Here is a 12,102-nt window from a genome sequence, read left to right as displayed (position 1 = left end):
GGCCGGACGGCGGCGCGGGCTTTGGCGGCGATCAGATCACCGAAGAGCGCAAGGCCTTTGCCGCCTATCTCTCCCGTGGCGATGCCCTGCCTTCGGATGAGCGGAAAGCCCTGACGGTCTCGTCTGATCCGGGCGGTGGCTATCTGGCACCGGCAGAGATGGCGGGCGAGTTCATTCGCGAGCTTCATGAGTTCTCGCCGGTCCGTTCCATCGCAACCGTGTCTTCGACCGGCGCGCCTTCGGTGATCTATCCGAAGCGCACCGGCATCACCAATGCCACATGGGGCGGTGAGACGCAGGAACAGACGGAATCGGAACCCGGCTTCGGTCAGGCGGAAATCCCGGTCAAGGAACTCAAGACCTATGTCGATATCTCGAACCAGTTGCTGGCAGACAGTGCCGGGCAGGTAGAGCGCGAGGTCAATCTGGCGCTGTCAGAAGATTTTGGCGTCAAGGAAGGTGCGGCCTTCGTCAACGGCAATGGTGTGCTTCAGCCCGAAGGCTTCATGGCCAACGCCGATATCAAGACCATTGCCAATGGTGCCATTGACCGGATCAGCGGGGACGCACTGATTGCGCTTCTCTATTCGCTGCCAGCGACCTACCGCAATCGCGGCACATGGGCGATGAACGGCACGACGCTTGGCTGGCTGCGCAGCATTCAGAACGCACAGGGCGATTACATCTGGCAGCCCTCGCTTCAGGCAGGCCAGCCGGAAACGCTGCTCGGCCGTCCGGTGGTCGAAATGGTCGATATGCCGGACATGGAAGAGGATGCCTGCCCGGTCATCTATGGCGACTTCTCGGCCTATCGCATTGTCGACCGGATCGGCCTTTCGGTTCTGGTCAATCCCTATCTGCTCGCCACCACGGGCCTGACCCGCATTCACGCGACCCGCCGTGTCGGTGGCCGTGTGCTTCAGCCGGCGCGCTTCAAGAAACTGAAGATGGCCGCGAAGTAAGCGCCGAAGACGGAAAGGAACAACGAACATGCGTGATCTCAAGAACAATATCGGCGTCCTGCAGGCATTGGCCCCTGCCGTCTTCACTGCGGCGGCGGTCGGCCCGGTGCTGGATCTTCTCGGCTTCGGCAGTGCTGCAATCGCAGTAACGACCGGGGCGATTGAAGCGGATGGCGACTTTGCTGTCAGCCTTCAGGAGAGCGACGACGGCGCGGCATTCACGGACGTTGCTGCCACCGACATGGAGGGCAGCTTCCCGGCAAGCCTGGCTGAAGCGATCACCGTCAAGGTCGGCTATCGCGGCAACGGCCGTTACCTGCGGCTTGCCCTTGCCAAGACTGGCGGCACGTCGATTGCGGTCTCGGCCGTTCTGATCACCGGCAACGCTTGCGAGCGCCCGGTTAGCTGATCGGGGGATTGTTTGACGGCGCTGCGACCCGCCGAACACCGGAAAGTCACCTGCCTTCCCCCGACCGCTTTGCGGCTTTGGCGGCCTTGCAGGGTTCAAGGTGACACGGTCGCGTCTTCTTCAACCGGCTTTGCGGAGATTGACCATGCCGAAGAAAGGACCGCGCGTCTGCGGCTATTGCGGACAAACCCACTTCAGCGGGGAACAGTGCCGCTATGTCGCCGCGATGAACCGCGACCGCAAGGCCCGCTTCGATGCCAAGCGGCCGTCTGCCAGCAAGCGCGGCTATAACGCGGAATGGCAGCGCGAGAGCAAGGCCTACCTCTCAGAACATCCGCAATGCCGCCGCTGCGGCGCGCCTGCCGTGGTGGTCGATCATATCCGCCCGCACCGGGGCAATGATGATCTGTTCTGGGACCGGGCCAACTGGCAACCGCTCTGCCGTCACTGCCACAACAGTGCCAAGCAGGCTGAGGAGCGGGCAAAGCATAAAGGGAGCTTTGCCCGATGAACCTTTTGCGGGCGATGAACACCACGCTGGCCATGGGGGGCAAGCGCCGCGCCATCGAAAGACGCCGTGACAGCCGGATCACCGACTTTGCTGCCGATACATGGCAACAGGTCTGCGAACTGGATGCGGTCGGCTTTGCCGATGGCGTGTTCGGGCTGACGGCAGTGCTTCAGCCCGATGACATGGAAGGTCATGGGCTTTTGCGGGAAGCGCTTCGATCAAACAGGATCCTTCACTTTCGCATTTCCCTGCCGCGTCAGAACGGCCGGGCGCTTCGCTACTTCAATGCCCGCGTGACGGCCGTTGCCCGTGTTCCCAATGACAACGGGATAGGTGAGCGTATGCGCTTCCTTCTGGCGCTCGCCTCCAATGTTGTCGCCGATCCCGACGAGGAACCCCGCCCATGACCCTTGTGACGCTTGAACAGGTGAAAGCCCATATCGCCGTCGAATTCGATGATGATGACGCCCTGCTGACAGGTCAGATCGCCGCTGCGCAGAACCTCCTCGAAAGGCTGCTCGGCTTTGCCATTGACGTGACCTATGGCGGCGAGGGGCAGGACGATGTGCCGCCCGCGCTGGAACAGGCGGCTCTGATGCTGGTGGCGCATTGGTATGCGAACCGTGAGGCAACCGTGATCGGTGAGACCCCGCGCTATGTCCCCTTCGGTGTCCGCGAGATCGTCAACGAATTCCGCAACTGGAGTTTCTGACCCATGGGCACGACACGCGGCCCGAAGGCTGAACCCCGCGAACTCGACAATGCGCTCACCGACATGCCGGTCATGCCCGCCAGTCTGCCGGAAGCCATGGCCGCGGAGTGGCAAACCGTTGTGTCGGACCTGATCGAACGGGAAATCCTCAACGAGGCCATGCTCGGCACGGTCGAAACCTTCATTCGCGCCAAGTGGAACGAAAGACAGGCGCAGACCGCAATTGATGAGTTCGGCGCGGTGGTGCGCGGTGCTGACGGAAGCCTGAAGCAAAACCCGGCCTGTAGCCTGCTCGGCAAGTCTCAGGCGGTGATTGTCCGGCTTTCGGCCGAACTCGGCCTGACACCGGCCTCACGCGCCCGCACGGGCATGAAACAGGAAAAGGACGATGAGAATGACCAGTTCGGTCTCTTCAGCTTCTGACAGCTACCCGCACTGGATCTATGACGGTTCCGAGATCCCCGATCCCTTCGGCTATGGTGAGCGCGCCGTCACTTTCCTGCGGATGCTCAGACACCCGAAGTCACGCCTTCCGGGGCGCGCCTTCGATCTTACCCAATGGCAGGAACGGATTGTTCGCCGCATCTATGGCCCCTGTGACGAGAATGGCCGCCGTGTCGTCCGCAATGTCGCGATGCTGCTGCCGCGCGGCAATCGCAAGACCTCGCTCGGCGCGGCGCTCGGCCTGCTGCACACCATCGGCCCCGAAGCCATTCCCGGCGGCGAGGCAATCTTTGCCGCGTCCGACCGAAAACAGGCCCGCATTGCCTATGACGAGGCAATCGGCATTGTCCGGGCGATCCCGAAGGCCGAAAGCCGCCTGAAGCTCACCGACAGCAAGAACCGGCTGACAGCACCTAGAAGCGGTTCCTTCCTTGAAGCGATCTCGGCCGATGCCGGAACGCAACACGGCCGCACGCCAGTCTTTGCGCTGGTGGATGAGCTTCATGCCTGGAAGAAGCGCGAACTCTGGGACGTGGTGCGCACCGGCCTGACAAAGGTATCCGGCTCGTTGCTCATGGTGATCTCGACGGCCGGGCGCGGTGGTGAGAATGTCGCCTCGGATTTCTACGACTATGCCCGCAAGGTAGCGCGCGGCGAGATCGATGATCCCGGCACATTGCCGATCCTGTTCGAAACACCGCGCGATGCCGACTGGCGCGACGAGGCGGTCTGGTACCGCGCCAATCCCGGCCTTGCCGATGGCTTTCCCGATATTGAGGGCCTGCGCCAGCTTGCCCGTGAGGCGCGCGAACGGCCGGGGGAGCGTGAGGCCTTCCGCCAGCTTCACCTGAACGTCTGGCTGGATCACTCGGCCGATCCTTTCGTTGACATGCTGATCTATGATCAGGGAGATTTCCCCGTTGATCCCGACGAGATGGAAGATCAACCGTGCTGGATCGGCGTCGATCTTTCTGCCGTCAATGACCTGACGGCCGTGGTCGCGGCATGGCGCAAGGATGACGGCTATATCGTCTTTCCGTGGTTCTTCTGCCCCGAAGACAATCTGCGCGGCCGCGCCGACCGGGACGGTGTTCCCTATCCCGAATGGGCCGATGACGGCCATATCATCCCGACGCCGGGCGAGGTGATCGATTACCGGGTTGTCGAGGATCACATTCGCGAACTCTGCGCCCGCTTTGATGTCCGCGAGATCGCCTTTGACCCGCATATGGCGCGCAACATGCTGAACAACCTTCAGGAGGACGGCTTCCCGGCCGTCGAGATGCGTCAGGGCTGGGTGACGATGGCACCGGCGATCAAGGAACTTGAACGCGCCATCCTCGGCCGCCGCTTCATCCATGGCGGTCACCCGATCCTCAGATGGAACTTCGAGAACATCGCCGTTCACACCGACGCAGCGGGCAACAAGGCTTTCCACAAGAGCAAGAGCAAAGACCGCATCGACGGCGCAGTTGCCGCCGCCATGGCGATTGGCCGGGCTGCGGCCGGGGAAAGCAGCCTCACGGTCTACGACAGCGAGGACTGGTCCGAAGAGATGGCATATTTTTGAGAGGGGTTCGCACCATGGGAAAAAGACGGCTCAGTATCAGCATGACAATCCTCGGCGCTGGGATTGATACCCAATGGAAGGCCTACCGGCACGGGATTGTGCGCGGTGGTCGCAAGAGCCTGATCAAGCGCAAGGCCGTTCCGCCGCGTCTTACCGATATGAAACAGCGCAAAGCCATTGTTGAGTATCTGGTGACCGCCTTGTCGGGATGGCGGCTGTCGAAGTTTGAATATGAGGCACCGTGCCGGACGGCGCTTCGGCAGGCGTTCTGCATGCAGGGGCATGGTTGGGAAGCATCCGACCGTGAGGCAACGCTTCTTGTCGAGGAAGGCCTCAAGCGGCTGGGGTATGCCCGGCCTTCATGGGAAGAGGGGCAGCGCTTCTTCACGCAATCGCCCGACCGCTGCGGTTGGTGCCATGGGCCAATCGATCCTGACGAGCGCACCGTGGCGCAACGTTTCTGCTGTGCCGATTGCGCGCGCATGGCTCTTGCCGCCTGCGACCGGCGCAATCGCGCCCATGACGGCACGTCGAACATCATGCAGAATGCCTATAAGCTGATTTGGCGCGACATGCAGGAACCGAGAGCCTGCATTGTCTGCGACAAGGTGTTCAAGCCCGGCCATAAGGACGCGACATGCTGTTCGTCGGCATGCGCGGCGCAACGGTCAATCCAGCTGCGAAAGGCGGCAGGCTTCAAATTCCGCCCGGCGCTGATGAATTGCGAGGAGTGCGGCACGTCGTTCAAGCCGGGCAAGCTTCAAAGCCGCTTTTGCTCTGCGTCTTGCGCGGGAACGGCTTCGAACCGGAAACTTGTCGAATCGCTGGCGCATGAGCGCCGCACCTGCCGCCATTGCGGGACCACCTTCACGCCGGTGAAGACGAACTCCTGCTTCTGCTCCGAGCGCTGTATCAAGGCGGATTACGAGGTGCGGAAATGGGAGCAAGAGCAGGTAGAGAAGACCGAATATTTGTCCGATCCCAAGGCGAATGAGCGCTCTATCACCATCTCAGGGTTTGACAGCCTCGTACCGAGTTGAGCGGATGCTGGTCTCGGGTGGCAGGATGCAACATGACGCAACATGGATTTATTCACTGGCTATTGGAACATTCACGGGCCGCAGGTGGCTAAATGAAGTAGCCAACAATTTTGCTGGCTATGCTGACCGCTAACGAGAACGAAACATGTACAAATGAGCTATTTCATGTTGCATCCATGTTGCGTCTATTTGCCGACAGTCACTGAAAACCCTTGAAAATCAACGGCAACAGTGCGCAACAACATGCAACATGAAGTTTTGGAGTTTTTCAGCTAAGTTATTGATTTTATTGGCGCGCCCGACAGGATTCGAACCTGTGACCTTTGGAATCGGAATCCAACACTCTATCCAGCTGAGCTACGGGCGCCTGTCCGGCTTGCGGGATCGTACCCAGCCGGACTGTTCGTGCTCTTTATCTCAGCTTGGGTCGGGCTTCAACCGCGAAAATGCTGCTCGGCGCAAAAAGCCTGTTCATCGAACAACGCAAAAGCTTGTCTGGCAGTTTGTCCGTGTCTTTCTCAGGTAACGCCCCTGACGTGTTTCTGTTCTCTTGACCGTTCGTCTAATGTTGCAAGCTTTAGGCGATATGAACGCTTGATTTATAAAGGATATAGCGAAACTGCTATATCAATATCGGTTTAATCCGTTTGACTTGAACCTGATTTCGACACAGTTTCGCCACTGTCCTGCATCGGGAATTCGCGGTTCCGGAGGCTTTGGTGAGCTGCGATCTTTCACCTGATCTTTGTGGTGTGAGGCGCATTTCTGTCGGGTGCAGGTCTGAACAGCACTTGTTGCGACTCATGGGAGAGAGATATGAGAAGAATGATTTCGGCGCTGGCCGTGGCGGCTGTCGCTGCGGCATCCTTTGCCGTACCCGTTTTTGCTGCCGGCGAAACCGTTGGCATTGCCATGCCGACAAAATCTTCCTCGCGCTGGATTTCTGATGGGGAATCCATGGTGAAGCAGTTTCAGGACGCGGGCTTCAATACCGATCTGCAATATGCGGAAGACAATATCCCCAATCAGCTCGCCCAGATTGAAAATATGATCACCAAGGGTGTGAACGCTCTGGTTGTTGCCTCGATTGACGGCACGACCCTTTCCAATGCTCTGGAAAATGCTGCTGCGGCCGGCATTCCCGTGGTTGCCTATGACCGCCTGATCCGCAACAGCCCGAATGTCGATTACTACGCAACTTTTGATAATTTCAAGGTTGGTGTGCTGCAGGCAACCAGCCTCGTTGATGGCCTGAAGGAACGCTTCCCTGATGCCGAGACCTGGAATGTCGAACTCTTCGGTGGTTCGCCGGACGACAACAACGCCTATTTCTTCTACGATGGCGCCATGTCGATCCTCCAGCCGCTGATTGATTCCGGCAAGGTCGATATCGTCTCGGGTCAGATGGGCATGAACCAGGTCGGTACCCTGCGCTGGGATGGCTCTGTGGCACAGGCGCGTATGGATAACCTGCTGTCTGCCAACTACACCGACAAGACGATCAACGGCGTTCTGTCGCCTTATGACGGACTGTCAATTGGCATCATTTCCTCGCTGAAGGGCTTCGGCTATGGCTCCGGCGACCAAAAGATGCCGATCATCACTGGTCAGGATGCGGAATTGCCCTCAATCAAGGCGATCATTGCCGGCGACCAGTATTCAACGGTCTTCAAGGATACGCGCGAACTGGCGAAGGTGACCGTTGGGATGGTTCAGGCGTTGCTTGAGGGTGGTGAGCCTGAGATCAATGACACGACCACCTATGACAATGGCGTAAAGGTTGTGCCTTCCTACCTGCTTGCGCCGGTCTCTGTTGATGCCTCAAACTGGCAGCAGGTTCTGGTCGATCAGAGCCACTATTATACGCTTGATCAGATCAAGAACTGATCTTTGACAAGTGATGCCCGGTGCACCTGGCGCCGGGCATATCTGCCGAATCTAAAGCGATTTAATGCGGCGCTGCAAAATATCATTCTCGCATGCGATTTTGATTATTCGCATGTGGCGGGGCGGATTTCGACTGCCGTGATATGAAAATATTGCCTTCGTTTACGTGAACTTGAGTATAAAAGTCCGTACAATTTCCGTAGAAACAGAATTCTAGGGAATTTCCGGCGGGATTTCGCAGTGCATTTAAACTTTAGTCTAAGGTTTCATTTTGCAATGCGAAAAATAGTATCGATTTGTTGCGCAAACGAATTGACACACGTTCCTCACGCTGTATCGTCCGATCTGTCCTGGTGCTTCTTCTGAAACGGGAAATGGAGTGAAGATGAGGCGCAGGACTGTCCGGGAGCCGTTTGGCCGATCTCCAGTGGAAGGAGTGGCGACGGTCCGGGCAACTGAAACAAAGTCTGATTGAAGTCTTTGATTTCAAACGGGAGAGAGACATGAAAACCATTACATCCTTGCTCGCGGCTACGGCAATCGTGGCTGCTTCTCTTGCTGTTCCGGCTTTTGCCGCGGACAAGGGCTATGTCGGTATTGCCATGCCGACGAAGGGGTTGGACCGCTGGAACAAGGACGGTGCGTCCATGGTCGACCAGTTCCAGGCCGCCGGCTACAAGACCGACCTGCAATATGCGGATAACCAGATTCCGCAGCAGCTGTCCCAGGTCGAAAACATGATCACCAAGGGCGTTGACGTTCTTGTGGTCGCGGCCATTGACGGCGGATCGCTGACCAACCCGCTGGCCAATGCCGGCGCCGCCGGTATCCCGGTCATCGCTTATGACCGTCTGATCCTCAATACGCCGAATGTCGACTATTACGCCACCTTCGATAACTACAAGGTCGGTGTCATTCAGGGTGAAAGCCTGGTCGAGGGGCTGAAGGAACGCTTCCCCGATGTTCATCCGTGGAATGTCGAACTCTTCGGTGGTTCGCCGGATGACAACAATGCCTACTTCTTCTTCAACGGTGCGATGTCCGTCATTCAACCGTTGATCGATTCGGGCGATATCGTTGTCAATTCCGGTCAGACGACCATGGACAAGATCGGTACGCTGAACTGGTCCAACGCTGCCGCTCAGGCCCGTATGGATAACCTGCTTTCCGCGTTTTACACGCAAAAGGAACTCCAGGGCGTCTACGCCGCCAATGACGACCTTGCCATGGGGGCAATCTCTTCGCTCAAGAGTATTGGCTATGGCTCCGGCGACATGAAGATGCCGATCATCACCGGTCAGGACTGCAACATTCCCAACGTCAAGGCGATCATTGCCGGCGATCAGTATTCCTCGATCTTCAAGGATACCCGCCAGCTGGCCAAGGTCACCGTCGAGATGGTGCAGGCCATTCAGGACGGCAAGCAGCCGGAAATCAACGACACGACGACCTATAATAACGGCGTGAAGGTTGTTCCCTCTTACCTGCTGGCGCCTGTCGCAATCACCAAGGACAACTGGAAGCAGATCCTGGTCGACGACAGTGGCTACTACACGATGGATCAGATCGAAAACTGATCGATCTGCCTGAAGTGAGCGGGCCGCCCGACCTGTTTGTCGTGGCGGGCGGCCTTCCGCAACTGCGAGTGAGGGTGCCATGTCCACATTGCTCGAAATGCGATCAATTACGAAGTCATTCCCCGGCGTTATGGCTTTGAAAAATGTTGATCTGACCGTCGAGGAGGGTGAAATTCATGCTCTCGTCGGTGAAAACGGCGCCGGTAAATCCACCTTGATGAAAGTCCTCTCGGGTGTCTATCCTTACGGAACCTATGGCGGCGATATCGTCTATGACGGTGAGGTCGCGAGCTTCGGCCGGATCGTTGACAGCGAGAAGAAGGGAATCATCATCATTCACCAGGAGCTGGCGCTTGTCCCGCAGCTCTCGATCGCCGAAAACATCTTTCTTGGCAATGAAGTTGCCAGGGGTGGTGTGATTGACTGGCCTGAAGTCTATCAGAAAACCGAAGCCCTGCTGAAAAAGGTCGGACTGAATGACAGGCCGGCGACGTTGGTCGAGAAGATCGGTGTCGGCAAGCAGCAGCTCGTGGAAATTGCCAAGGCGCTTTCCAAAGATGTCCGCCTGCTGATCCTGGACGAGCCGACGGCGGCGCTTTCGGAGAGTGATAGCGCAAAACTTCTCAGCCTGTTGCTGGAATTGAAGTCGCACGGCATCACCTCGATCCTGATTTCCCATAAGTTGAACGAGGTCGAACAGGTTGCCGATCAGATCACCGTCATTCGCGACGGTGCGACGGTGACGACAATCGATTGCCACAAGGAAGATGTTTCCGAAGCGAGCATCATCCAGGCGATGGTCGGCCGCGATATGGAAAACCGCTACCCGGAACGCGAAAGTCACATCGGTAATATGCTGATGGAGGTCAAGGACTGGACCGTCTGGCACCCGGATCAGGCCGAGCGCAAGGTCATCAAGGGCGTGAACTTCAATGTTCGTGCCGGTGAAATCGTCGGCATTGCGGGGTTGATGGGCTCGGGACGTACCGAACTTGCGATGAGCCTTTTCGGCCATTCCTACGGACGCAATATTTCCGGCGAAGTCCATCTTGGCGGCAATCGCGTCGATACCTCGACGGTGCCCAAAGCCGTGTTCGCCGGCATCGCCTATGTGACCGAAGACCGCAAGGCGCTCGGGCTCATTCTCGAAGAGCCGATCACCAAGAATATCACGCTCGCCAATCTCAAGGGCGTGTCGCAATACGGGGTGATCAATTCCGGTGAGGAGGCCCAGCGCGCCGAACACTACCGGCAGGCGATGAATATCCGCACACCCAGTGTGGCGCAGAAGGTCATGAACCTTTCCGGCGGCAACCAGCAGAAGGTTGTGCTGTCGAAATGGCTGTTCACCCAGCCCGATGTTCTGATCCTCGATGAACCGACGCGCGGCATTGATGTCGGCGCCAAATACGAGATCTACACGCTGATGAACCAGCTGGCGGCCGAGGAGCGGGGGATCGTGATGATCTCGTCGGAAATGCCGGAACTGCTAGGCATGTGCGATCGCATCTATGTCATGAATGAGGGGGAACTGGTTGCTGAGCTGACCGCTGAAGAAGCGAGCCAGGAGCGCATCATGTCCTTCATCGTCAGAAAATAGAAAGTTACGATGATGAATACACCCGTTGAAAATGAAGGCGTTGCGAAGTCGTCGATCCGGTCGTATCTGACGCTGCGCATGCGCGACTATGGCATCCTTCTGGCGCTGATTATCATCATCGCCTTCTTCCAGATCATGACCAACGGGGTGCTTCTGCGCCCGGTCAACATTACCAATCTGTTCCTGCAGAACTCCTACGTCACCATCATGGCTCTTGGCATGTTGATGATCATCGTTGCGGGCCATATCGACCTTTCGGTCGGCTCAATCGTTGGTTTCATCGGGGCGCTGGCTGCCGTGATGATGGTGCAATGGGGCGTGCCTGTCATCCCGACCTTTATTGTCTGTATTCTTGCCGGCATGCTGATCGGCGCCTGGCAGGGCTATTGGGTCGCCTATTGGAAGATACCGGCCTTTATCGTGACGCTGGCCGGCATGCTGGTGTTTCGTGGTCTGACGCTCTGGCTGCTGGATGGCCAGTCGGTCGGCCCGTTCCCGGGCGGCTTCCAGCTGCTGTCGACCGGCTTTATTCCAGATGTCTTCGGCGTTGGTCGTCCGAACATGACGGCACTGGCAGCCGGTGTCATTGCTGCTGCTGCCATTGTCTGGCTCGCGGTGCGCGGTCGTCAGCGCAACAAGGCCTATGGCGTCGAAGACGAGCCCTTCACGTTCTTTATCGCCCGGAACGCGATTGTTGCTGCTGTCCTGATCTTTGTTGCCTGGAAGCTGGCTTCGTTCCGCGGTCTGCCCAACGTGCTGATCACCATGGCGGTGCTGACGGTCATCTATGCCTTCATCACTGAAAAGACCACGTTTGGCCGTCGCGTCTATGCCATTGGCGGCAATCTGAAGGCTGCGCAGCTCTCGGGTATCAATACCCGCCGGCTGACCTTCCTCACCTTCGTCAATATGGGCATGCTGGCCGGTCTTGCTGGCCTGGTCTTTGCCGCCCGCCTCAATATCGCGACGCCCGGTGCCGGTAACGGCTTCGAGCTGGACGTCATCGCGGCCGTGTTCATCGGTGGCGCATCGATGTCCGGCGGCGTCGGCAAGATCGTCGGTGCGGTTGTCGGTGCCTTCATCATGGGTATCCTCAACAACGGCATGTCGATCCTTGGTATCGGTATCGATTACCAGCAGGTCATCAAGGGTCTGGTTCTTCTCGCAGCCGTCTTCTTCGACGTCTACAACAAGAACAAGGCCTGATCGCCGGAGCGGCCCGGCGCTTGCGGAGGGGCAGGCGCCCGGCGCTTCGGCAACACCAATCGCCTCCACAATCTCCTTGGGTGGGCGGACCTGGGCGGGGGAACCTCAATGGTTTCTCCGCTCCTTTTCTGCCTGATGGATCCATGAAAAACCCGGCTCAGTTGTTCTGAGCCGGGGCATTTTT

Annotated in this window: 12 protein-coding genes and 1 tRNA gene; 12 read left to right on the top strand and 1 reads right to left on the bottom strand. The window is 58.1% G+C overall.

The genetic code is table 11. The features are described 5' to 3' along the window. From FJU08_RS16520 to FJU08_RS16485, 8 genes are all read left to right on the top strand, one after another. Positions 1–962 (top strand): phage major capsid protein (locus tag FJU08_RS16520; RefSeq protein ID WP_141150121.1); only part of this gene is annotated, 962 nt, incomplete at its 5' end. A gap of 28 nt (positions 963–990) precedes the next feature. After that, complete coding sequence (locus FJU08_RS16515) at positions 991–1,371, top strand: SH3 domain-containing protein (RefSeq protein ID WP_141150120.1); 381 nt, start codon at positions 991–993, stop codon at positions 1,369–1,371. Between the two features lie 145 nt (positions 1,372–1,516). Beyond that, positions 1,517–1,882 carry an HNH endonuclease signature motif containing protein gene (locus FJU08_RS16510; protein ID WP_141150119.1) on the top strand — a complete coding sequence of 122 codons (366 nt, stop codon included), beginning with the start codon at positions 1,517–1,519 and terminating at the stop codon, positions 1,880–1,882. Next, on the top strand, positions 1,879–2,289 hold the full coding sequence (locus FJU08_RS16505) for a hypothetical protein (protein WP_141150118.1): 411 nt from the start codon (positions 1,879–1,881) through the stop codon (positions 2,287–2,289). The genes FJU08_RS16510 and FJU08_RS16505 overlap by 4 nt, the downstream gene beginning before the upstream one ends. Continuing rightward, positions 2,286–2,594, top strand: a complete 309-nt coding sequence (locus FJU08_RS16500; protein WP_141150117.1) for a head-tail connector protein — start codon at positions 2,286–2,288, stop codon at positions 2,592–2,594. The genes FJU08_RS16505 and FJU08_RS16500 overlap by 4 nt, the downstream gene beginning before the upstream one ends. A 3-nt stretch (positions 2,595–2,597) precedes the next feature. Next, positions 2,598–3,017: a phage terminase small subunit P27 family gene (locus tag FJU08_RS16495; RefSeq protein WP_141150116.1), complete on the top strand. Its 420-nt coding sequence runs from the start codon at positions 2,598–2,600 to the stop codon at positions 3,015–3,017. Beyond that, entirely contained in the window at positions 2,989–4,608 is a 1,620-nt protein-coding gene (locus FJU08_RS16490; RefSeq protein WP_141150141.1) for a terminase large subunit, read from the top strand. The genes FJU08_RS16495 and FJU08_RS16490 overlap by 29 nt, the downstream gene beginning before the upstream one ends. Before the next feature lie 14 nt (positions 4,609–4,622). After that, complete coding sequence (locus FJU08_RS16485; RefSeq protein WP_141150115.1) at positions 4,623–5,648, top strand: hypothetical protein; 1,026 nt, start codon at positions 4,623–4,625, stop codon at positions 5,646–5,648. A gap of 290 nt (positions 5,649–5,938) precedes the next feature. Here the strand turns inward: FJU08_RS16485 and FJU08_RS16480 are convergent. Continuing rightward, positions 5,939–6,015: transfer RNA gene (locus FJU08_RS16480), tRNA-Arg, on the bottom strand. A gap of 449 nt (positions 6,016–6,464) precedes the next feature. Here FJU08_RS16480 and chvE (FJU08_RS16475) point away from each other — a divergent pair. The 4 genes from chvE (FJU08_RS16475) (at position 6,465) to mmsB (ending at position 11,918) form a co-directional block, all read left to right on the top strand. Then, complete coding sequence (gene chvE, locus FJU08_RS16475) at positions 6,465–7,535, top strand: multiple monosaccharide ABC transporter substrate-binding protein (protein ID WP_181409889.1); 1,071 nt, start codon at positions 6,465–6,467, stop codon at positions 7,533–7,535. 503 nt (positions 7,536–8,038) lie between these two features. Then, positions 8,039–9,112 carry a multiple monosaccharide ABC transporter substrate-binding protein gene (chvE, locus tag FJU08_RS16470; protein WP_141150114.1) on the top strand — a complete coding sequence of 358 codons (1,074 nt, stop codon included), beginning with the start codon at positions 8,039–8,041 and terminating at the stop codon, positions 9,110–9,112. A 79-nt stretch (positions 9,113–9,191) separates the two neighbouring features. Beyond that, on the top strand, positions 9,192–10,712 hold the full coding sequence (gene mmsA / locus FJU08_RS16465; RefSeq protein WP_141150113.1) for a multiple monosaccharide ABC transporter ATP-binding protein: 1,521 nt from the start codon (positions 9,192–9,194) through the stop codon (positions 10,710–10,712). 12 nt (positions 10,713–10,724) lie between these two features. Continuing rightward, positions 10,725–11,918 carry a multiple monosaccharide ABC transporter permease gene (mmsB, locus tag FJU08_RS16460; RefSeq protein WP_141150139.1) on the top strand — a complete coding sequence of 398 codons (1,194 nt, stop codon included), beginning with the start codon at positions 10,725–10,727 and terminating at the stop codon, positions 11,916–11,918. The last annotated feature ends 184 nt before the right edge of the window (positions 11,919–12,102 follow it).

The organism is Martelella alba, assembly GCF_006516955.1.
Classification (GTDB): domain Bacteria; phylum Pseudomonadota; class Alphaproteobacteria; order Rhizobiales; family Rhizobiaceae; genus Martelella; species Martelella alba.
The sequence above is the reverse complement of the archived record's forward strand: the minus strand, read 5'-3'. Positions and strand labels throughout refer to the sequence as shown.